The organism is Vibrio nomapromontoriensis (assembly GCF_050337205.1).
Classification (GTDB): domain Bacteria; phylum Pseudomonadota; class Gammaproteobacteria; order Enterobacterales; family Vibrionaceae; genus Vibrio; species Vibrio nomapromontoriensis.
In genome coordinates, this window is record NZ_JAKJSS010000009.1 from 49,074 (window position 1) to 71,611 (window position 22,538).

Annotated in this window: 23 protein-coding genes; 16 read left to right on the forward strand and 7 right to left on the reverse strand. The window is 42.8% G+C overall.

Annotation, left to right across the window (positions count from 1 at the left end):
- Window positions 1-6 precede the first annotated feature (6 nt).
- Window positions 7-918 (reverse strand): LysR family transcriptional regulator, encoded by a 912-nt coding sequence (locus L4D05_RS11270; protein ID WP_428794040.1) that lies wholly within the window; start codon window positions 916-918, stop codon window positions 7-9.
- Between the two features lie 189 nt (window positions 919-1,107).
- Here L4D05_RS11270 and L4D05_RS11275 point away from each other — a divergent pair, with 189 nt between their 5' ends.
- Window positions 1,108-1,770 (forward strand): NAD(P)H-binding protein, encoded by a 663-nt coding sequence (locus tag L4D05_RS11275; RefSeq protein ID WP_428752889.1) that lies wholly within the window; start codon window positions 1,108-1,110, stop codon window positions 1,768-1,770.
- A gap of 71 nt (window positions 1,771-1,841) precedes the next feature.
- On the opposite strand, the gene L4D05_RS11280 is transcribed toward L4D05_RS11275, so the two are convergent.
- A complete protein-coding gene (locus L4D05_RS11280) occupies window positions 1,842-2,468 on the reverse strand; it encodes a LysE family translocator (RefSeq protein ID WP_428752890.1) in 627 nt (208 codons plus the stop codon).
- 158 nt (window positions 2,469-2,626) lie between these two features.
- On the opposite strand from L4D05_RS11280, the gene L4D05_RS11285 reads away from it, so the two are divergent.
- The gene (locus L4D05_RS11285) at window positions 2,627-2,962 is read left to right on the forward strand and encodes a S41 family peptidase (protein ID WP_428752891.1); all 336 of its coding nucleotides are present in this window, start codon (window positions 2,627-2,629) and stop codon (window positions 2,960-2,962) included.
- A gap of 187 nt (window positions 2,963-3,149) precedes the next feature.
- Here the strand turns inward: L4D05_RS11285 and L4D05_RS11290 are convergent, their stop codons facing one another.
- Genes L4D05_RS11290 through L4D05_RS11300 form a run of 3 tightly spaced genes read right to left on the reverse strand, consistent with a single transcriptional unit; the run spans window position 3,150 to window position 5,205 of the window.
- Window positions 3,150-3,980, reverse strand: coding sequence for a hypothetical protein (locus L4D05_RS11290; RefSeq protein ID WP_428794041.1), 831 nt, complete (start codon window positions 3,978-3,980; stop codon window positions 3,150-3,152).
- On the reverse strand, window positions 3,980-4,837 hold the full coding sequence (locus tag L4D05_RS11295; protein ID WP_428794042.1) for an ABC transporter ATP-binding protein: 858 nt from the start codon (window positions 4,835-4,837) through the stop codon (window positions 3,980-3,982). Before L4D05_RS11295 ends, L4D05_RS11290 begins: the two co-directional genes overlap by 1 nt.
- On the reverse strand, window positions 4,834-5,205 hold the full coding sequence (locus L4D05_RS11300) for a GntR family transcriptional regulator (protein ID WP_428752896.1): 372 nt from the start codon (window positions 5,203-5,205) through the stop codon (window positions 4,834-4,836). Before L4D05_RS11300 ends, L4D05_RS11295 begins: the two co-directional genes overlap by 4 nt.
- A gap of 328 nt (window positions 5,206-5,533) precedes the next feature.
- Here L4D05_RS11300 and L4D05_RS11305 point away from each other — a divergent pair, with 328 nt between their 5' ends.
- The 11 genes from L4D05_RS11305 to manA all read left to right on the forward strand — a co-directional run bounded on the left by L4D05_RS11305 (window position 5,534) and on the right by manA (window position 16,061).
- Entirely contained in the window at window positions 5,534-6,412 is an 879-nt protein-coding gene (locus L4D05_RS11305; RefSeq protein WP_428794043.1) for an N-acetylneuraminate lyase, read from the forward strand.
- On the forward strand, window positions 6,406-7,335 hold the full coding sequence (locus L4D05_RS11310) for an ROK family protein (RefSeq protein ID WP_428794044.1): 930 nt from the start codon (window positions 6,406-6,408) through the stop codon (window positions 7,333-7,335). The genes L4D05_RS11305 and L4D05_RS11310 overlap by 7 nt, the downstream gene beginning before the upstream one ends.
- Window positions 7,335-8,555, forward strand: coding sequence for an enolase C-terminal domain-like protein (locus tag L4D05_RS11315; RefSeq protein ID WP_428794045.1), 1,221 nt, complete (start codon window positions 7,335-7,337; stop codon window positions 8,553-8,555). Before L4D05_RS11310 ends, L4D05_RS11315 begins: the two co-directional genes overlap by 1 nt.
- Window positions 8,552-9,472 (forward strand): NAD(P)-dependent oxidoreductase, encoded by a 921-nt coding sequence (locus L4D05_RS11320; RefSeq protein WP_428794046.1) that lies wholly within the window; start codon window positions 8,552-8,554, stop codon window positions 9,470-9,472. The genes L4D05_RS11315 and L4D05_RS11320 overlap by 4 nt, the downstream gene beginning before the upstream one ends.
- Before the next feature lie 17 nt (window positions 9,473-9,489).
- Complete coding sequence (locus L4D05_RS11325; protein ID WP_428794047.1) at window positions 9,490-10,461, forward strand: sialic acid TRAP transporter substrate-binding protein SiaP; 972 nt, start codon at window positions 9,490-9,492, stop codon at window positions 10,459-10,461.
- Between the two features lie 50 nt (window positions 10,462-10,511).
- Window positions 10,512-11,024, forward strand: a complete 513-nt coding sequence (locus tag L4D05_RS11330) for a TRAP transporter small permease (RefSeq protein ID WP_428794048.1) — start codon at window positions 10,512-10,514, stop codon at window positions 11,022-11,024.
- A gap of 11 nt (window positions 11,025-11,035) precedes the next feature.
- Window positions 11,036-12,301 carry a TRAP transporter large permease gene (locus tag L4D05_RS11335; protein WP_428794049.1) on the forward strand — a complete coding sequence of 422 codons (1,266 nt, stop codon included), beginning with the start codon at window positions 11,036-11,038 and terminating at the stop codon, window positions 12,299-12,301.
- Between the two features lie 37 nt (window positions 12,302-12,338).
- Entirely contained in the window at window positions 12,339-12,800 is a 462-nt protein-coding gene (locus L4D05_RS11340; RefSeq protein WP_428794050.1) for a NanQ anomerase/TabA/YiaL family protein, read from the forward strand.
- Window positions 12,797-13,717 (forward strand): dihydrodipicolinate synthase family protein, encoded by a 921-nt coding sequence (locus tag L4D05_RS11345; protein ID WP_428794051.1) that lies wholly within the window; start codon window positions 12,797-12,799, stop codon window positions 13,715-13,717. Before L4D05_RS11340 ends, L4D05_RS11345 begins: the two co-directional genes overlap by 4 nt.
- Window positions 13,718-13,805: 88 nt before the next feature.
- Complete coding sequence (locus L4D05_RS11350) at window positions 13,806-14,510, forward strand: FCD domain-containing protein (protein WP_428794052.1); 705 nt, start codon at window positions 13,806-13,808, stop codon at window positions 14,508-14,510.
- A 345-nt stretch (window positions 14,511-14,855) separates the two neighbouring features.
- The gene (manA, locus tag L4D05_RS11355) at window positions 14,856-16,061 is read left to right on the forward strand and encodes a mannose-6-phosphate isomerase, class I (RefSeq protein WP_428794053.1); all 1,206 of its coding nucleotides are present in this window, start codon (window positions 14,856-14,858) and stop codon (window positions 16,059-16,061) included.
- 92 nt (window positions 16,062-16,153) lie between these two features.
- Here manA and arcC read toward each other — a convergent pair whose 3' ends face one another.
- The gene (gene arcC / locus L4D05_RS11360) at window positions 16,154-17,065 is read right to left on the reverse strand and encodes a carbamate kinase (RefSeq protein WP_428794054.1); all 912 of its coding nucleotides are present in this window, start codon (window positions 17,063-17,065) and stop codon (window positions 16,154-16,156) included.
- A gap of 454 nt (window positions 17,066-17,519) precedes the next feature.
- Between arcC and argF the strand changes: the two genes are divergently transcribed.
- Both argF and L4D05_RS11370 read left to right on the forward strand, forming a co-directional pair.
- Window positions 17,520-18,566, forward strand: a complete 1,047-nt coding sequence (gene argF, locus L4D05_RS11365) for an ornithine carbamoyltransferase (RefSeq protein ID WP_265675720.1) — start codon at window positions 17,520-17,522, stop codon at window positions 18,564-18,566.
- Window positions 18,567-18,711: 145 nt separating this feature from the next.
- Complete coding sequence (locus tag L4D05_RS11370; RefSeq protein ID WP_428794055.1) at window positions 18,712-19,983, forward strand: RidA family protein; 1,272 nt, start codon at window positions 18,712-18,714, stop codon at window positions 19,981-19,983.
- Between the two features lie 100 nt (window positions 19,984-20,083).
- On the opposite strand, the gene L4D05_RS11375 is transcribed toward L4D05_RS11370, so the two are convergent.
- Entirely contained in the window at window positions 20,084-20,743 is a 660-nt protein-coding gene (locus L4D05_RS11375; RefSeq protein ID WP_428752901.1) for a TetR/AcrR family transcriptional regulator, read from the reverse strand.
- A gap of 325 nt (window positions 20,744-21,068) precedes the next feature.
- Between L4D05_RS11375 and L4D05_RS11380 the strand changes: the two genes are divergently transcribed.
- Window positions 21,069-22,472, forward strand: coding sequence for an APC family permease (locus L4D05_RS11380; RefSeq protein ID WP_428752903.1), 1,404 nt, complete (start codon window positions 21,069-21,071; stop codon window positions 22,470-22,472).
- Window positions 22,473-22,538 lie beyond the last annotated feature (66 nt).

Genomic DNA, 22,538 nt, shown 5'->3' on the forward strand with positions numbered 1-22,538 from the left:
GTGCCTTTAGTCGACATTGTCTAAAATGAAATCAATGCATGTTCTAATTTTTGGGATTTGGTACTTAGCACTTTGGTAAACGATAAAGATGTCTAAATTGCTGGTTTGCCCATTGGATATTGGATGGCATGTCGGCACTTCGACCAGTGAACCATCCCTTAAATAGGGACGAACCCACCATTCTGGAAACAGCGCAATACCCTCACCCGCTAAGGTGGCATGCATTAGGGCTTCACCATTGTTACAGCTAAAAGCTGGCACTAGCGTTAATTGAGTCCATTTCTCATTTTGGTATGCCCACCAAGGTAATATTTCTTTATTGCGTTGGTACTGAAGTGTGGGGATTGTCTGAAGGTCGTCGACCGATAATTCATTTTTCCCGTAGGACAGCATTAATTTTGTTGCTAGCTTCGGAGTGGCGACGAGCTTAAATGCTGAACTCGACAAAGGTTTGGCAACAATGCGATCTTGAGTTAGTTGGCCGGCTCGAATCGCAATATCAACCGGATCAGTCGTAAAGTTGACTACCTTGTCGGAGAAATCAATGTCTAATGTGATGTTGGGATATTGTTGCCTAAATTTATGTAACGTAGGCAGGAGAACGCGTTCGCCAAAGCTTGTCGAGACACTTATCCTAAGCTTTCCAACCATGGCTTCTTTTCGTTGTGATATTAGCTCATCGGCATCGTCCAATTGTTTCATACCGGGCACTATTTGTTGGTAATAAAGGGTGCCTAATTCAGTGGCTTTTACTTGGCGAGTTGTTCTTTGAATGAGCTCTATCCCTAGCTCATTTTCTAGATCTTTAATTCGACGAGAAATAGATGAAGGTGGGACATCAACTTCGGCGGCGACTTTACTAAAGCTTCTTAATTCAACAACCCGTTTGAAGTAACGCAACGCTCTTAATTTATCCATAATCGACCTAATTAATGCTCTATTTTCCAATTAAACTACCTGTTTATTGTCAAAATGACAAAACTGATTTCTATAAAGACCTCTGTTTCAATCGTGGAAGTGTCGTTACTATTTTAACAAATAGAGCGGAACGTACGGTGAATACGCCCTACTGACGCTAGGTAGAGTATTTCTAGAGAGAGGTGATATATGACTAAGAAAAATTTGCTTGTTTTAGGCGGTTCGGGTGGCGTTGGGCAGTGGTTGGTAAAGTTGGCGGTGGAACAGGGGTATAACGTCACCATGCTGATTCGTGCTTCTAGTCGTTACGTGGCTCCGCAAGGGGTTGAGGTTATTGTGGGAGACGTGCTTGATACGAATGTGCTAACACAGGCGTTGAAAGGCCAAGACGCAGTGGTCTCTGCGCTTGGAATTATGCGCGTTAAACCGAATAACCCATGGTCTGCGTTGGCGTCCCCGCCAGATCTCATGACACAGGTTGCGCAGAACTTGGTGAGCGCGATGAAGGCGCAGAGCGTTGAACGAGTGGTGGCTATCAGTGCGGCAGGTGTGGCGGAGAGTGAATCTCAAATGAGTGTTGCGCTGAAGCTGCTGATTCGCAGTAGTAATGTTCGGAAAACGTTTGCTGACTTTTCTCACATGGAAGATACCTTTGCGCAAAGTGGGCTCGATACGCTTTCAATTCGGCCAGTAGGATTAGTCGATAAAAATAGTCAACGCGCGGTTGGGATCGTCGATAAATTCAACCTTGGCGATCAAATTTCAAAAAGGGATGTGGCGCATTGGATGTTACAAGCCTTAGATCGTCCGAATAAGTTTGCAGTGAGGACGGAAATGATTGGTTGGACATAATGTGGCGGAAAATAGAGGCTTGGAGATAGAGTGTGGAAATACGCGACCGCCCTATGGCGATAACACCAAGGCTATTGGCTAAAAAACAACACACAACCAAAGTAAATCATCACCACACCGGCGATTCGGTTTACCCAAAAGCCTGCGGAGGAATGTTGCGTACTGCCCTTCATTTTCAAGATAACCAGCGCGACAAAATAAAACCAAGTTAATAGCACAAGACCGTGAATCGCCACTAATAGATAGGCATCGACATATTGGAAGTTATCAAAGTCGACAAACTGAGGAAAGGCTGCCAAATAAAACAGTATACCTTTGGGGTTTGAAAATTGAGTGAGAAAGCCCTCGAGAACGGATTTATATGCTTTGGGAGCGGCGTAGTGTTTCAAGCCGGGTACACTCGCTGACGCCTTCGCACTAAAGGAGCCGACGAGCATTTTTATCCCTATGTATAAAAAGTAGCCTGAACCAATGTATTTTAATATGTTGAAAAAATAAGGAGATCCTAGCAATAGCGCTGAAATGCCAAATATCCCTAAACTGGCCTGAATAAACATGGCTAGAATAAAGCCAACAATATTATAGAGTGCGGACCTTTTTCCAAACAGAGAGGTGGATCTTAGAATCAGTACCCCGTTGGGGCCTGGAGACATCACCAACAGTATAATAATTAAACTAAAAGAGAGTAGGTCAGCCATAGTCAACTCTTGATGAAATAGAAGTTCAAGTGTAGCAATCTTTTACTAGTAGAGTGTTGTTTAGGATTAAGTCTGTGATCAATATAGCGGTTGAGCTGGCGCATGGCATCATGCTATGTGTGGGTTTCCGGAATGACTAGCAGGATCCGCAGTGCAAAGTGAGTAGTGGGACTGTCTCGGCAGCGGAAGACTTTTTAGTGTACGCTCAGGCGCTAGATACGATGACGACGATTGGTGAATACACTTATGGTAGTACAGGACAGCCGTTATTTCGCAACTTACCCGGTGGCGGTTGTTTTAGAGTGTGCACAAAGCGAGATACTTATGCTGATGGACGAGATTTTGTCGGCACAGGGATTAAACCTGATATTCTCGTTTCGCCGACGTACCAGCATCTGATTGATGGTGTGGACTACGTTCTTGAAACAGCAGTCGAATTGATGACACGTAATTTACAAAATGAGGATTCACCATTAAATAGCACGGATTGCTAGGCTTAATGTGTAGCGGCGTGGGAATAATCTTGGATTAAGAGAGCGTCTTCCTACAGACGACTAAACTCTCTAAGCATATAGTTAATTTGAGGGATGTATTTCTCCCCCATGAAATAACCAGCATCCCTGCTATCCCCCCGTTGACACGGATTGTTGACGGGGGGATGTTCTGCTTTTACTCCACTATCTAACTCACGGTTCGGCTGAATCTAAGGCTCGTCATCCAAGCCAACACACCAATGACCATATAAATCGCGATGTGAGACCACCCTGCTTCTGGTATGGCACTCAGTGGATTAGCGGCAAGAATAGCGTGCAGCGGTAAATAGAATATGTCGGAAAAGAACTGGTCGACACCGTAATAACCAAATAGTGCGATTGGCATCCAGCGTAGCGCATAAATGGCAATTAATAACACTACGAGCGGGGAATTCACTTTCTGAGAAATAGCCATTGCTGTCAGTGCGAAGGGGAATAGAAGAACGCCTGCTATTACCATTCTTAAACAAAATGAAAACCAGTTGAACACAACGTCCACGAGAGATGCATGACGATAGAGCAGCGCCAGCTGGTGGTCAGTTGAGGCATTGAGCATCCATAGCATCAGATCGGCAAAAAAGACCAATATAGAACACACCAAAGGAATCACCAATAAACCAAATCCAAGTTTAACGAGGTGGGTTTTTACATCGCCAATGGGCATACTGCGCCAAAACATCAGGCTGCCTTCAACACGTTCTTTACGAAGTGTTCTTGGGAAATATTGGGTGCCAAGTAAAATGGACAGCAGCCCTACACCGCCAGCGATTAGCATATTGACGTCGTCACCCATTTCTCTGTGAATATCACTGACATCGCCGCTGAAGTTCATCTGGAAAAATAGATTGTGCTGCAAGGTCGAGCTGCTCATCAGAGAGATAAAAAGAAGCAGTCCGCAGGCAAACATGAATAAAGGAATACGCGTAACCAGTGGGTTTTCCTGCCACTCTTTACGTAACATAGCAATAGTAGAACGCATTATGCTTTCTCCTTCTGTAACGCTAAAAACAGATCTGCTAACTTCACGCCATACACATCCCCAAGCTCTTTTGCCTGTGAGGCATATTGAGACGAAAGCAGCCACTTAGTCGTGCCTAGCCCTTTTTGAGAAGAGAGCGGGTTCATGGTTGCAATGTGGTCTTTATGTTCATCGCTAGCATCAAGAATAAAGTAATCGTCGCTAATACTATCCATTGAGGTTTGCAGTACTGGGCGACCATGCTTAAGAATCAGCACGTCCGTGAGTAGATGCTCGATCTCCGCTACCTCATGACTGGCAATGATTAGCGCTCGCTTACCATCGTGAAACCACTCTAATAGGTGGCGGTAGAATGTGTCTCGGTAGACGAGATCCAGCCCAAGGGTAGGTTCATCTAAAATTAATATTTGCGTATTGGTGGCGATGACAATTGCTAGGTGTAATTGCACCTTCATCCCTTTCGAGAGGGTTTTGATGCGTGCTCGGAGTTTAATATCGGTTTGGTTAAGGACTTGGTCTGCTTTGCTGCGGTTAAAGCTCGGGTGAACGCCTTCTGTATAGCTGAGAAGCTGGGCGACAGTCATCCAGCCGGGCAGCACATTGACATCTGAGATATAAGACAAGCTGTGCATGATTTGATCGCGTTGCGTGACGGGCTCAAAGCCATTGATGCGAATACTGCCTTGGTATTGGTGCGCGCCGAGCAACGCATTAATCAAAGTGGACTTTCCTGCACCATTATGTCCGAGCAGACCAAGGACTTGGCCTGCATGTAATTCAAAGCTAATGTCATGTAAGGCTTCACCATTTCTATGATATTGCTTAGATACGTGCTTGACGCTAACAAGTGCGTTCATTGGTCACCTTCAAGATGTGGTTTTAGTTGCTGGATAAACTCTGACAGTGACATATCCAGATGTTGTAACGTGGCGGCGATTTGCGGGATTTGTTGTTGAAGAAAGCGCGCTTTTTCGTCGGCCAACAATTTTAGTTTTGCTCCGTGAGTCACAAACATGCCCTGACCACGCTTCTTTTCAACGAGTCCATCGTCAACGAGTAATTGATAGCCTTTCATGACGGTAAGGTGATTGATTTTCATATCCGCAGAGACGCTTCGTACCGAAGGCAAGGCTTGACCCTCTTGCCAAATTCCTTGCAGGATTTGCTGAGTGATTCGATCAGCCAACTGCCGAAATATCGGCTGGCGATCATGCCAATGCGTCATATAGGTTTCCTTGGCTGTTTTGGTGTTATATATAGGTATATCACCAATGGTCGCTAGATGGGAAGAAATTATTCTAAGATGATAGCTTAGTGTGTTGTCTCAATTTGTTAGTCATTGAAATTAATAGATTAAAGATATATTTGGTCATGACGTTTTTGAAACCAGTTTGCGTTGGTTTGTATGTGAACATGAGTTCCTATAAATATTGGTTCGGTCACATAACAGGCAGTTTGAACAAAATGTGAGCCATAATGTGATAGCTATCACGCACTATACTGGTATAACAGGTATAGTCATTGCAGCCCAATACAACATTCAAGGAACACAGATGGATTTTTCAGGTTTCTATGCAGCAACGCTGACACCATTTAATAAAGACGAAAGTATCAATTATGAAGATGTCCAAAACTTGGTGAAATTCAATTGCGACTCTGGACTCAAAGGCCTCTACGTAGGAGGTTCTACGGCGGAAGCTTTTCTATGTAGTACTGAAGAAAGAATTGAACTACTTAAAGCCACGGCAGAAGTCGCCTCAACTTCACAAGCAACGCTTATCGCTCACGTTGGCGACATCTCGACAAGAAAGAGTGAATTGTTAGCAAGAGCTGCCGCAGATCTTCCATACGATGCAATATCTGCGGTGACACCTTTCTACTACCCGGTTGGGTTTGACCAATTAAAGCAGCATTATTCAGACATCATACAAGCGGCTGGGAAACCGATGATTGTTTACAATTTTCCTGCTTTTTCTGGCTCAAGCTTGAGTGGTGCACAGATCAGTGAACTTCTTAACCTTGATGGTGTTGTTGCGTTAAAACAAACATCTGCTGATCTTTATCAAATGGAACAACTCACCCGACGGAATCCGGACAAAACTGTTTTCAATGGCTTCGATGAAATTCTAGCTTCTGGCCTTGTTGCGGGGGCAACGGGTGGTATTGGCTCTACTTATAATATTCAAGCACAACGGATCTTAAACATTAATGCCGCTATACAGGCCGGAGATGTTGCTTTAGCCAAAAAACTGCAACGAGAAGCCAATAAGGTGATTGATACGTTAGTCGATGCAGGTGTGATTCCGGGATTAAAGTATGTGCTTAAATTAAAAGGGGTTTTGTCATCAGAAGTGTGTCGTCGCCCATTTAACGCAGTGTCTGATGACAGCAAATCTCAGTTGGCGCAATTGGTAGAGTCTGGCTTATGTTAATTGGTCTTGATATTGGTGGAACTAAGATTGAAGGGGTTATTGTCACGCCTAACAATCCAGACGTTGTCTTTCGATTGCGTGTATCAACCCCAAAATCTAACTACGTTGATTTTTTAGACGCAGTCAAAGGCGTCATCAATGACTTGATTGAAAAGAACGAACAGTTAGATATAGCGGCGATTCAATCGATTGGGATTGGTTGTTGCGGTTCTATTAATAAGACCAGTGGAACAATGCAAGGCGCTAATATCTTGTATTTGAATGGTGAGGATTTCCTTGGTGATGTTCAGTCCGTGTATAGACTGCCCGTTGCATTAACCAACGACGCAAACTGTTTAGCGATTTCGGAGTTCAATACAGGAGCAGCGAAGAGCGCCCAAAGCTCTTGCCTTGCGGTGATTTTAGGGACGGGGTGTGGCAGTGGCGTAATCATTAATGGCGATATTGTTGATGGTCTGCATGGTCTCGGGGGAGAAATAGGCCACAATCCGTTACCTAGCTTCGATACAAGTGTTGATGGCCCTAATGTGACCTGTTATTGCGGCTCTGAAAACTGCATTGAATCCTTTCTTTCTGGCACAGGCTTTGAGCGTACATGGGCGGTAAAACATAAACCATTGCCAGCGGCAGTCATATTTGAAGCGTATATCGATGGTGATAAAAACGCTGTGGCGCATGTTGACCATTACACGGATTGCTTGGCACGAGTGCTGGGTTCTATCATCAATGTCATTGACCCAGAAGTCATCGTACTTGGGGGCGGTGTATCAAACCAAGAGATTATCTACCCTCTCGTTCAAGGTAAGTTAAGCCGCTATACCTTCAGTAAACATGTATCAACACCTATCGTTAAGGCCTTGCATGGTGACTCTAGTGGTGTGCTCGGCGCTGCTTATTTACCGCTAATGAAGGGGCTAGTTTGATGGTAACCATTAAGAGCGTTAGACCCGTCATTCTAACGGGTAAGTATGGTTTTACTGGCTGTGCTGAAAATCAGATCCACCTGCCCGAAGGTTTACGTTGTTGCTCCATGGTAGAAATTACGCTTAGTAATGGCTTGAAGGGGATAGGCGAAGGTTACTTAGGAGTATTCGCACCGGATGTATTTAGTGCCATTGTTCGGCTCATCGCTCCAACTATAGTTGGCTGTGATTTGTCATCAGGCTACCTAGCAACGGTAAAAAAAGCCAAAAACATAACCGCATATTGGTCACTGCAAGGCGCTGCTCAGCATGTCATTTCAGCGATTGAAATTGCATTGGTTGATGTATTTTCTAAGTACAAAGAAGTGCCTGCAATAGCGCTTTTTGGAGGCGCGAAAAAAAGCGCTATTGCCATGTATGGTTCTGGTGGTGATTCACTCCATCCGGTTTATATGGCGCAAGAACTAAAACAATTGGCTGAGCGTGGAATCAAAACAATTAAGATTCGATCTAGGGTGCATCAAGTTGAGAAAGCGGTTTGGACAATCAAAGCCGCTAAGCAATACGGGATAGGTGTAGCGGTTGATATGACGCAAAACCTTGCTGTAGATGGACAAACACCTGAAGAGGTCGTGTCATTTTGTGAAAAGGTATATGAACAAACAGGTGAAAGGTTGGTGTTTGTTGAAGAGTGTTTAGGTCTTGATAAGTTAACAGAGCTTCCACGGTTGTCGCTGTCACCAGATATCCAGATTGCTGGTGGTGAAATCGTTACAACTAAGCAAGAGCTTTTCGAACGCATAGACAGCCACTATTACAACATCGTTCAGCCAGATGCCTCCGTGATTGGTGGGATAAAAGAAACCATCGATGTATGCCAATATGCGCAAGGTTCGCATACCAAAGCCGTCGTACATTCATGGGGAGGGCCGGTCGCGATGATGGCCAATTATATTGCTGCCTTTGCCTCTGATTGCGAACTTATTGAATATCCAATGCCAAATTTTGAACTTCGCCATGCACTTTTTGACTTCGAATCCTATATACAAGATGGAAAACTCACGCTTCCTGAAAAAGTAGGAATAGGTATCGAATTAAATGAAGAAGTCGAAAAAGAGTTTGCCTACCAAGAGAGTGCGGTTTATCACTGTATCCCACTTGCTAGTGGTCTTGAGGCGTTAGAGGAAAGTCACTCAAACTGGAAAGAGGGGGAGTCATGAAGCTCTATATTCACCCTGTTTTAAATAATGATGAGAAGGCCTACTTTTCTGATCAAGCTGATGCGCGTGTAGAGCTCATTTTCAATGATGGTACGAATGAATTCAGTCGATGCCAACACTGTGAGGTTGCGATAGGTAACTTTGACACTGATTGGATTGAGCGGATGGGTAACTTGACCACGATCTTGCTAGATTCTGTGGGAACTGACAATTTCAATAACTTCCAGTGGCCTAGCGAGCGAAAGATATCAGTACACAATCTGAATGACTTCTTTTCTGTTCCCGTCGCTGAAGAGGCGTTGGCTAGTGTGTTGTCGGTTTATCGTCAATTACCCGCTTTAAGGGAAGCCCAACGACAGGGACGATGGATAAAAGACGAACTAAGGCCTTTAAAGCGTCTAATGTCAGGGGAAAAAGTGCTGCTGGTGGGTTATGGCAATATTGGCCAGAGGTTGGAGCAACTGTTGACGGTGTTTAACTGCCAGATTACCACTTTTAATAAGCAAGACATGGAGTTGGGGGGAAAGGAAAACTTAATTAGAAAAGTGTCAGAGAGTGACATCATTTTTTCGACTATTCCAGCTACACCAGAAACCCACGAAATATTTAACAGGGAAGTTTTTTCAGCGATGCCAAAAGGTGCCACATTTCTAAATGTTGGCCGTGGGCAAGTTGTTGACGAGTTTGCACTTTGTGATAAAGCAAAAGCAGATTCCAGTTTTAACGCATGTTTGGATGTCACAGTTCAAGAACCGATAAACCAAGATTCTGAATTATGGCAGCTACCAAATATTCATCTGACCCAACACACTGGTGGTGGTTCTCTGGATGAAAATTATAAGAAAATTGACAGTTATATAAGTCAAATTAACCGATTGCTAAGTTCTGAACCACTTATCAATACGATCCAATTCTAAAAAAGGATAATTAGAAAATGACGATGAAAGCAACCCTTAAACTCAGTGTGATCGCAGCTGCTTTACTAACGGCTAATGTATACGCAAAAACGGAGCTTAAAGTAGGCTTTAATGAAGCGTATAACAGCCCAATTTACCACGGAATGGTGAAAGCCTCTGAAGAGCTAGAAAAGCTGTCTGGCGGTGAACTAACCATGAGACTGTATGAAGGTGGTCAGCTAGGTAGCGTCCACGAAATGCTAGAGCAAGTTTCATTAGGTGAAATTGATCTGTCAATGCAGGTGTTTGGTGGTTACGCACAGTATGTACCAGAATTGGGTGCGTTAGAAACAGCATATATTGTTAAAGATTATGCTCATCTTCAGCAAATTTTCAACAGCCAATGGGGGCTGAAAATTCGTGCCGAGCTAGAAGATAAATTTGAACTTAAACCTATCGACAGTTGGTATTTCGGTGTTCGACAAACTACATCAAATCGACCAATTAATTCATACGATGATATGAAAGGAATGAAACTCCGTACTCCTAACGCCAAAGCTTTACTCGATTACGCAAGAGCAACCAAAGCAATTCCATCTCCGATTGCGTATGCAGAAGTGTACCTAGCGCTACAAACTAATGCTGTAGATGGACAAGAAAACCCAATCCCATCGATTGAAGCGATGAAATTTTATGAAGTACAAAAGTATCTAGCAATGACCAATCACGTTGTACAAGATCAAGCTATTTCCATTAACTCAAACTCCTGGAATGACCTATCAACTCAAGAGCAAAAGTGGTTAATTTCAGCATTGAATGCAGGTGGTCAGGAAGCCGAAAGTCGAATTAACGAGAAAACCGATCAATACCTCGCTTTATTTAAAGAGTCTGGTGTAACAGTCACTTACCCAGATCTTGCACCATTTAGAGCAGCAATGAAGCCGTACTATGCTGCTTTAGATAAGCAATATGGTGAAGGGTTTACTCAAACACTGATTGACGCGAGATAACTTCACTGGTGGCGAAGCCTTAAGGCTTCGCCATGCTATGGGATTTAGGTATGTATAAATTAATAAAAAAAATGGAGTGGGTAGAGAAGCACCTATCAATATTTCTGTTTTTGGCCATGTTGTCGGTGTTAACTATCCAAATTATAAGTCGTTACTTTTTAAGTATCGCGATACCTTGGACTGAAGAGGTTTCCCGCTGGTTATATATTTATATCGTCTTTATTGGTGCAAGCGAGGCAGTCTCTAGGCGTGACCATATTGCCGTTGATATTGTTCCCAATCGGTTAGGTAATAAGGCTAATTTAATTCTAGATGTAATGATACACGGTTTATTTTCAGCAATATCACTAATCATTATTCATCGAGGTTATATTTTTGCAGAGCGAATGGATAGGTTAGGTTCCGTGACAATGGATGTTCAGATGTCGGTACTTTATGCGGCAATTCCACTTGGTTTTTCTCTGATATTCATTAAATCGTTTTTAAATACGGTGATCTCTTTATCAAAGCTAGTTAAGCCTAATAGAGATAACGCCACCGTCACTTCACATTTATGTGAGTAAGGTAGAGTACTATGTTTGGTATTTTTGGTGGCTGGGGTGCTTTGCTCGCAGTAGGTATGCCAGTCGCGTTTACACTATATGTTGTTTCAATCATCTATTTAATGGTGAATGGAGGGATAGCCTTAGCACCACAAAAGGTAATTGCAGGGTTAAACTCTTTTCCGTTGCTTGCTGTACCGTTTTTCATTTTTAGCGGATTATTGATGAATTCAGCGGGTATAACCGACAAAATGTTTAAGTTTGCCCGTGATTTGACAGGGCATCTAACGGGCTCATTGGGGCATGTTAATGTTTTAGCCAGTCTGTTGTTTTCGGGTATGTCAGGTTCAGCGCATGCTGATGCGGGTGGACTAGGACAATTAGAAATAAAAGCCATGCGTGATGAAGGTTATGATGATGGATTTGCAGGTGCGATTACTGCTGCGTCCAGTGTTATCGGGCCTCTGATGCCACCGAGTATACCTATTGTTATCTATGGCGTGATGTCAGGCGCTTCGGTAGGGGCATTATTTTTGGCGGGTATAGTACCAGCATTGTTATGTGCGGCCGCTTTGATGGTTATGGTGTATTTAATCGCCAAGAAAAAAGGTTATCCGGTTTACCCTAGAGCTTCTTTTAGAACGATTGCTTACTCCTTCAAAGACGCCTCTTTGGCTCTATTTACCCCGGTTTTAATTATTGGTGGAATTTTCTCTGGAATAGTGACACCCACAGAAGCTGCGGTTGTTGCCTCTTTATACGCGATGTTTTTAGGGTTTGTCGTTTATCGTGAACTTACCTTTAAACGCTTTATAGAACTGGTCCATGAGACCATTAATACATCGGCAGTCATCGGCTTCCTCATTGGTGGCGTGGGTTTGTTTGGTTACGTGATCATCAAAGAAGATATCCCGTTAAAAGCCGCCGAACTGTTTTTGCAAGTAACCGATTCTCCGCTTGTATTCTTACTGCTTGTTTCCATAATGTTATTTATTCTTGGAGCATTTATAGAAACGTTAGCGTTGCTACTGATTTTGGTGCCAATTTTATTGCCGATTACCGTCAACTTGGGGATTGATCCTGTCCATTTTGGCATTGTCGTTGTAATGAACATGATGCTGGGGATATTGACGCCACCAATGGGCGTGTCTCTATTTGTCGTCGCTAAGGTCGGTAATATAGCTTACGAAACATTAGCGAAATCTGTCTTGATATTTTTAGTGCCATTGATTTTTGTGCTTGGGCTCATCATCTTATTTCCTGAGATGGTGCTGTTCTTACCGAACTATTTCCTTTAATTCAATAGCAGGCAGCAGCGAGTGATCGATGCTGATAATGATGATAATTTCAACCATCGACAGCTCATCCATAGATCCATTGCTTCATCCTATTATTAACAGGGTGCTTGCTGAAGATTTGTCAGCATTACCTGATGGAATTAGTGCCATTGATGGGGAGGATATTTTTGTTAATCGAGTTCGTGCTAAAGCGAGAAACATTGCAGATTCAATGGCGGAATTGCATCGAGAGTATATCGATATTCACCTTACCTTATCGGGTACTGAAACAATTGGATTTGCAGTTGACCCTGAAGATTTAGGTAGTTTGGGTCTTCTACCCTTTAAGAACGATTGCGTGCTCCAGACTAACGTCCCCAATGAACAGTTTGTCACGTTAGAAAAGGGGCAATATTGTGTGTTCTATCCTCTTGAGTGGCACAGACCAATGATTAGAAAAGAAGGGATTGATGATGGTGTTAATAAAGTCGTGATTAAAGTGAGGGCATCAATACTGTGAATACTAACTGTTTAATTTCGGGGAACTGGGCAACACTTTTACTGCCTATTCATGATGAGTCGATTGACTTCGAAAAATTATCTACTCAGATTGAGTACTACATTGCTGCTGGGGTAGACGGTATATATTCCAACGGTACGGCTGGGGAGTTTTATACCCAGACAGAGAGTGAGTTTCAAGCCGTCAATTGTCTGTTGGCAGAAAAGTGCCACCAACATGATATGCCGTTTCAGGTGGGGGCTTGTCATTGTCATCCGCAAGAGGCGTTAGAGAGAGTAAAATTTGCGTCAAGTCTTACGCCCACGGCGATACAGGTGATATTACCAGATTGGTTTCCATGTTCGCTTGATGTTGCGATGGTGTTTATGAAGGCCGCTGAGCAAGCCGCGAATGGAGTGAGCCTTGTTTTATATAACCCACCTCACGCCAAGGTTAGGCTCTCAGCCAATGAACTTGTTGATCTGTATGATAATATACATAGTTTAGTCGGTTTCAAGCTGCCAAGAATCACACCGGATATAGAGAAGAGTGGTCTTGCTAAGAGAGCCTCCATATTTGTTGCGGGGCACTTCTTAGCAACCGATGCATATAAAGGGGCAAAAGGGGCATATTCTAATGTATGTTGTCTTAACCCAAAATCTGCACAAAAATGGACAGATGACTGTTTAAAATTGAAGCCTGCTGCGTTAGAGCTAGAGGCGAGAATTCAACAATATATGGCACAAGAAATTGCGCCATATATAACAGAGCAAGGCTATTGCAATGCGGCCGTCGATAAATTCATGGCAACACTGGGAGGTTGGTCGAATCTGGAATCAACAATGAGATTCCCATTTGCATCAATCCCAAAGAGCGATATAGCCGACAAATTGATAGTGATGGGTGAACTGCTTCCGGAGTTTAGAAGCCAGTACTAAATTCGATTTCAACGGTTCACGGTTACTTAGGTGTTGAACATAGTACATGTTCTTCAAGTCGAAATTATTTTAATTAAAGGAAACTCTTATGGAGTTAGCGTCCTTTCCACTAAAACCAATGAAAAAAACAAAGCTATCCGATAGCGTTGCTGAAGAGCTGGAAAAGCTGATTATTAACAACACGCTCAAAGAAGGGGACACATTACCTTCCGAACGTGAACTAATGGGAGCATTTGATGTTGGGCGCCCATCAGTGCGTGAAGCGTTGATAAAGCTATCTCAAAAAGGTTTAGTTGAAATAAAGAGCGGTGAAAAAACTCGCGTGACCAAGCCATGCACGGAAACGTTGATGAACAATGTTTCTGGCCTTGCTATTGCACTCTTATCTCAAAAAGACGAGAAACATCAATTCGAGCACCTAAGACAACTTTTTGAAATTGCAATTGTAAGAGAGGCTGCGCTTGTTCGTAGCGAAGACGATTTGAAAAAATTACATGCTGTGTTGGAACAAAATAAGGCCCATTGTGAGGACTACGATGCATTCGTGAAGTCCGACATTGCGTTCCATCGTTGCATAATAGACATGATTAATAACCCGATGGTCTCATCTTTGTATGAATCATTGATTTCTTGGTTAATATTGACGCGAGATCCAGCCGATTACACACCGTATCATACGCAGAATTATCATGAGCATGTGATGATTTACACGGCGATTACTGAACGCGATCCAAATAAAGCAGAGCAATGCATGCGAGATCATCTGGATGCGGTAATGAGAATTGAGAAATAGCGTTTTAACCTAGGTTGAATAGCAAGACTGAATTTTATCCGTAACATTCTGATTAGCAATATGATGACTTAAAGTATTTGTCTCTTCGGCGCTGTGATACGTCGAAGAGATGGATTGAAAACTTACTGCGAACAAATCGATCCAGTGGGTTGCCATCGAACTGATGGTGTAACAGGTATAGTGGTAAGTCGGTGTCATTTGATTTCGAAGATTTCTTTAAGGATTAATCAAAGATAATCCTACCTCTAATTTTGTTTTAGAACGGCTCACTGCCTTTATCCATTCTTCGGTGAGCCGCCCTTTTCAATCTCAACTCCAATCAGCAGATATAGGACGACTATGCCCATGATCCGTTTAAAATCCGATTTTTACCCGATGGAAAACGTAATTAATACTTACAGTTGGGGGAGTTATACGTCAATAGAAGAAATATTTGGTATAAAAAATCAAGATAACCAGCCGCAAGCGGAGCTGTGGATGGGCGCACACCCGAATGGTTGCTCTAAGGTAAAAACGGAAGATGGGACGGTATTTCTTTCGGATTTCATTAGCGATGACGCAACCAATATTCTGTCACCGGAGACTGAGCAAACTTACGGTGAACTGCCTTTTTTATTTAAGGTGCTGGCGGCAGAACATCCTTTATCGATTCAGGTTCATCCCAATAAGCGAGATGCGGAAATAGGCTTCAAAAAGGAAGAAAAAGCTGATATTCCACTTACAGCTGCGTACCGAAATTATAAAGACTCTAACCATAAGCCTGAGCTTATCTACGCATTAACACCTTTTAAGGCAATGAATGGTTTTCGTCGTTTGGATGAAATTTCCTCGCTGTTATCGTTAATCGACTCAGTGGTTGTGAATGGTCTCTTAAAGAAGTGTTCGGGAGGGACAGAGTCAGCCTTTCTCAAGTCGGTATTTACTGGACTATTATCGTTAGAAGGTAAGGATAGGGTAGCGGCAATTACTTCCCTTACTAAGTACGCAAAGGCTCACTCTACATTATCGCCTTTTGATCTCATCACTAAGCTGGTGGCGCAGTATCCTAGTGACATCGGCATATTTTCACCATTATTGCTAAATGTAATTACTCTAGAGCCAGGAGAAGCGATGTATCTTGATGCGAGAACGCCTCATGCATATATTGGAGGGACAGGACTCGAGATAATGGCAAGCTCGGACAACGTTTTAAGGGCGGGCTTAACGAGTAAATATATCGATATTGAAGAGTTAGTAAAGTGTACAGATTTTGTATCAAAAAACTTGAACACCCTGATTTTACAACCAACCTTTAAACATGGTGAAATGGTTTATCCAGTGCCAGTGTTAGATTTCAAGTTTTCTATATTATTAACAAGTGAGAACAGAGAGATTCATGTTGCAAGTGCTGAGATTCTACTCGCACTGGACCATGACATGATAATAACTAAAGGAGAGGAGAGTGCGATTACCATTACCAAAGGGAGCTCTGTGTTTATCCCCGCTTATGTTAATCGCTACACCGTATCATCCGTTGGAAGAATTGCTAGAGCCACATCCTCTGGTAATTGAATGAAACAAAGATGCTCTCACCATTTTGCAGGCAATTAAGCTCCGCCTTTGATAAAGGCAGAGCTTGGCTTAGCCATGAGTCGAATAATAAATTAAACCGCTTCTATAACGGTACCGGACGTTCTTTGCATGATTTCAGAGGCATAGGCTAAATCACCGATGTAGCTCTTATGGCCAGTATTCTCAACAAACTGACAGCAAGCATCCACTTTTGGCCCCATAGAGCCTGCTGGGAAGCTGTATTGCTTCATCTTAGCAACGGCAATGCGCTCGATTTTCTCTTCTTGCGGTGTGCCCCAATCTAAACAGACGTGAGTGCCGTCGGTGAGGATCAGCAAATGTTCTGCGCCAAGTTCTTCTGCAATTAATGCCGCTGTCATGTCTTTATCTATAACCGCTTCAAAACCCACATAAGCGCCGTCTTTTTCAATCACAGGTGCGCCGCCACCACCGCCACAAATGACGAGGTGTTCTTTATCAAGAAGATCTTTAATCGCTTTGATTTCTAATACTTCTTTTGGTGCAGGGGACGGGACCACGCGACGCCAATGTGCGCCATCGGGCTTGACTACCCAATTGTTTTGTTCGGCTAGGGATTTTGCTTGGTCCTCGTTATAGATAGGGCCGATAAATTTGCTCGGATTAGCAATGGCTGGGTCATTTTCATCCACCACAATTCGAGTCAGAATTGTGGTGGTATAACGATCGTTAATGGCCGCATTTAGACCTTGTTGGAATAGGTAGCCAATCATGCCTTGCGTCTCTGCCCCTAAGACGTCAAATGGATATGCAGGGCACTCTTTGTAAGCGTCATTTTGCAGTGAAAGTAGACCAACTTGCGGGCCGTTACCATGAACAATGACTAAGCGGTAATCTTTGCTTAGCTCTGCCAGTGAACTTGCCGTTTGAGCAATACTTTTCTGTTGGTTTTGACAGCTCATTACTTCACCACGTTGTAATAAAGCATTGCCACCAACCGCGACAACAATAATAGGTTTTGACATGTTTAACTCTCCAAGTGACGGAATTAACCGAACGGCTAACAAAGTGAATTTAGTGTATTGAAATGCTTATTTATGGTTGGAGATAAAAATCACAATTCGGTTTTTATTTGGATTTTAGATAGTTTTGTTACGCACCGATCACAGAGTGGGATAATAATCGAAATTGGTGACGGATATGTGATTCTAATTGCAGGTTTTATAGGGAGTAAATAAGGGTGAGTTAACTTGATTAAAATCAATAATATGGTTTTCTCCCCCTGTTTAAGGCGTTTTTGTCGTACCCATATTATTTTTACCCATCATTTTATGCTTCAAAACCGATACTAAATTCTCATCGCAGTTTTAAGTGTGTATTTACCGTTAAATAAATCCCGTACCAGATAACGGACTAAAACTAATTACCCATAACTTTATGAATATAAAGTGAATTAAATTCTGAAATGAGGGACATGTTATGAAATTACCGACTTCTAGCGCTACTGAACTAAAAAAAGCAAACTTACAGCACATGGTGTCAATGAAAGACTTCTCTGTCGAAGAGATGGATAACATGATGGAGCTGATGGCGTATCTAAAACAAGCGCGTAAAGACAACGCAGTACCACAGCTATTTAAAGGGAAATCAGTTGGGATGATCTTTGAAGCTGGGTCAACACGGACGCGTGTGTCGTTTGAAGTTGCTGCGACGTTATTGGGCGGTCATGGCTTATTCCTATCACCAAAAGATATTCACTTAGGGGGCAAAGAGTCAATTGATGATACCTCACGTGTACTTTCTCGCATGTGTGACATCATTATGGCACGTACCAATAGCCCGGAAACATTAGATGGTTTACTTGAAATGTCGACTGTACCGGTTATTAACGGCCTAGATACTCGTTTCCACCCAACGCAAATGTTAGCCGATTTGTTTACCATTAAAGAGCATATTACCGATGGTCGTAAACTGTCTGACTTAACGCTGGCCTTTATGGGTGATGCGACTGACGTATGTCGCTCCCTAATGTTGACGTGTGCCAAATATGGTATGGGCTTTAAGCAAATTGGTCCGAAAAAATATCAGATGCAGCAAGAATGGGTGGAAATGGCGCTGAATTTCTGTGAAGAGTCTGGCGGAACCATTGAAATTACCGATGATGTAGAACGCGTGGCCGATTGTGACGTGGTTTATGGAGACAGCTTCTACTGGTCTACGCAAATGGATGAGAAAGAAGAGCGCCTTGCAGCCTTCATGCCTGATTACGTGATTTCAGAAGAGTTGATGGCGAAAGCCCGTCCGGGAGCAATGTTACTTCACTGTCTGCCCGCTAATGACAAAGAAGAAATTACACGTGGCGCATTAGAAAGTGAATATTGTGTGGCGTTTGATGAATCAGAAAACCGTCTCACGGCTCAAATGGCAATTCTAGTGTACTTTACCCACAAAGATGAAGTCATTCCTACACAACAAACCATTAAATATCATGAAGATAAAATTACTGGATTCCTTAAAACCTTGTAATCAATTTATTGGCGATATTTAGCTAAAGCCAAACCAGTTTATCTTCCTTTAGCTGGTTTGGCTCTCTTTTGCCTACGATTACTCAACTTCATAATATTCATGTATTGAACTGGATATTCACGCATTAATTTGGAGATAGAATGCGATGACAACTAGTATCATTAAGATTTCAAGAAATACTGAAAAGGCTCCATTGAATGTTCACTCTTCTCAATCCGTTGCCTTTTCCCATTACAATAATATTTCTGCCCAATTGCCGATCGATCCAGACACTAATACGCTGGTTTTTGGCGGTATCGAAGAGCAGGCCAAACAGTGCTTGAGTAATATTAAAACGATTGTTAACAGTATCGACCACACCATGAGCGACGTGGTGAGAATTAATGTCTATCTGAAAAATATTTCCGATTTAGATAAAGTGAATGAAGTCTATTGCGGATTTTTCAATATGTATGTTCCTACTCATACTTCTCTAGCTGTCGCCGCATTGCCTTTAGAAGGGGCGTTAGTACAAATGGACGCCGTTATTTCCAATGGTGAGGGAACCTATCCGCAAGAAGCGTGTGACTTAGTAAAATTGGCAAGAAATACACCAAATGCGCCAGTGACGTCATTGTCTACACAAAGCGTTGCTTTCTCTCATTACAGTCACGTGTCAGCACAGCTACCGATTGAGGCGACAACAGGTAATGTGATTGCGGGAGGAGTGCGAGAGCAAACTCAACAATGTTTAAAGAACATTAAAGCCATATTGGAAGGTATAGAGGTGCCTGTTGATGATGTTGTAAAAATAAACGTTCATCTAAAAAACCTGGCGGACTTGGATGCCTTTGATGAGGTGTATACCAGGTTCTTTCCTGACTCATCGATCGCAAGAGCGGTGAATTATATGCCTGCGCGTTCGGTGATTGTGGCAGAGGGCTTGCCCATGAATGCCTTGGTGCAAGTCGATGCGACCGTTTCTCATGGTGATGGGACTCCGCCGCAAGTGGTTGAAGATCGCCATGGTATTGTGATTAGAGCTCACAATACTAACAAAGCTCCTGTTAGTGCTTTGTCGACGCAAAGTGTGGCTTTTTCTCACTACAATAACCTTTCCGCTCAACTTCCTATAGACCCGTCGGTAGGGGCGATTGTAGCCTTTGGAGTGAAAGAGCAAGCCATGCAGTGCCTGAACAATATTAAGTCCATTGTAGAGAGTGTTGGTCATGTTATTGATGACGTGGTGAAGCTCAACGTTCAGCTCAATGACATGGAAGATTTAGCGGCATTTAACGACGTGTTACCAAGCTACTTTGATAACACATTGCCTGCAGTGACGGTAATTGGCGTGTCTAGTCTACCCAAGGATGCGGTAATACAAATGGATGCCATTGTGTCTAATGCTGAGGGAACGTCACCGACGAAATCTCAGTAAGTCATATAGTGAATATGACCAAATGGGGCACATTAACATGTGCCCCATTTGATCTGACCTTAGTCTTTAAATCTAATTTCAACACCTTGGCTATTTGCCTCTAAACAAGCTGGCTAAGATGATGAGGTTCGGCTGGCCGCTCACTTGTTGGCTCAATACGCTGTAGATACTGTGGTAAGTAAACAGAGAGATAAGCAAGCGCTAGTCTGTACCCTTCTTTTCCTGCTTCCGAGCTGATCTGGTTTCTTCCCGTTGCGTTATAAAATGTGCTGTAAACCTTATCAGCCGCCTGAAGTGCTATCGCAAAAATATTGTAGTTATTAGGTAAAGCTGGCAGTACAAAATGCTGTTGGTAAAGATTACGAATACGTTCACCCAGCGCTTGGTCATGTTCAAAGTCGGCCTTTCTTAGGTCATAAAACTTGTGTTGCCCAAGCACGAGCTTCGTGGCGACTGGATTATTTTGGTAGTATTGAAAATAAGCACTTTCAATACGCCATGTAATAGCCTGCCAGTTATCAAAAAATGGCGTTTTCTCAATGTTAGCGAGCATGTGGTCAAAGTCACGAAATACATCATCAGCAATACATAGAAGTAATGCTTCTATATTAGGATAATGGTGATATACCGTTGAAGTGGCTATTTTGGCATGTCTGGCAATATCATAAATAGAAATGTTATTAATATCACTGCGTTCAATTATTTGAAATGTGGCTTCTTTTATTTTTTTAATTTTTTCTGTTTTGGTTATTGATGTCATTGTTAATATCCTACTGCCGTTGGATGAAGGGAGTTGAATTTGACCGATAGAATATATTTAGCCCATCAATGTAAGGCAAATATTAAGATAAACACTACGTCAATATATGTTGCAATGATTGATTAGAATCAATCATTTTCAAAGTAAATGCATGGCTTGTTAATACTGGTATGAAGGTCACGATTTGCCGGGTTAATGCGCCACTATTACCGATGTCAGATTCCAAGCTCGGTAATAGTGGCTATGGCTTGGTTTAATTGTTTCAAGGCTACACATAACGCCGATTAATACTACTTACCTTGCTGGTTCCATTGGAGAATCTATTATGGAAGAGAAAACAAAGAAAAAACTAGGGCTTGTCGATATTGTTCTTTTTGGGGTATGTACCGTACTGGTTGTGGATACCGTTGCGGCGACCGCAGTGGCTGGGCCGGGGGGAATATTCTGGTGGTTGGTTATTTTGATTTTGTTCTTTTTACCTTATGGCTTAATTACCGCGGAGCTTGCGACAACGTATCCAGCCGAAGGTGGGATCTACGATTGGGTGAAACGCGCATTTGGTCGTAACTGGGGAGCAAGAACGGCGTGGTTCTATTGGGTCAACTATGCCTTGTGGGTGCCTGCGGTATTTTATCTCTTTGCGGTTGTTTTAGCGCAGGTATTAAATACTGAGTTCTCACCATGGCAGATAGCTGGTGTTTCCATTGCAATGAGTTGGTTGTGTTCTTATATCAGTACCAAACCGGTTGCCGACGCCAATTGGATATCTTCTCTTGGCGCTATCTTGAAAGTGCTTATTATGTCTGTTTTGGGTATTGGTGGTCTGATCCAGGCGTTTAACGGTGAAGTGGCGAATGATTTTAGTGCCAGTGCGTTTGCGCCATCATTTCAGGTTGGTTTTGCCATTCTTTCCGTGATGTTGTTTAACTTGTTGGGTTTTGAAGTGGTGTCTGCGGCATCGGATTCCATGGAAAACCCGAAAAAAGACATTCCGAAAGCGACGGTACTTGGCGGTATATTGATTGCTTTTTTCTATCTGCTTGCCACGTTTGGCGTACAAGCTGCGTTACCTCTGGATCAAATTTCAGCGTCGGCGGGCTTGTATGAAAGCTTAGTCATCTTATTTGGTATTGAAGGTTTTACTGGTGTGGTTATTAATATTTTGGCGATTTGTTTTATGTTTACCTTGGTCGCGAATATTACCAACTGGTCAGTGGGGGTTAACTATGTGGCGCTTTACGCGGCCAAAAATGACGATATGCCGAAAGTATTTGCTACCACAACTCAGTCGGGTACGCCGAAAGGAGCCGCGATTTGGAATGGTATTGTCGCCACGATCACTATGATTGCTTATGCACTGATTGCCACATTTGGTGGTAACGAAGATCTATTTTGGAACGTATTTTCACTTGGCGCTATCATTCTATTATTGTCTTATGTGGTTATGTTCCCGGCATTTCTTAAGTTGCGTAAAATCGACGCGACACTGCCACGTCCCTATAAAGTGGCAGGGAAACCTTGGTTAATTCGTTTAATGTGCTTTGTGCCAATGTGCTTGTTGATAGGTGGCATCATTACTTTCTTCTGGGTACCGGGTACACCATTTGATTGGAGCTATTTCTGGCAAGTGGGAACGGGTATCGGTATCGCGATCTTGTTTGGTGAGGTGTATATCTATAGAACGACGAAACCGCAGCAAGACTCACAACCCGTATTGGGTGATTCATAAGGTAAAAAATCAAGCCAGAGCGAATGCTCTGGCTTGATTCAATTTGCGACAGACTGTCTGCTACTA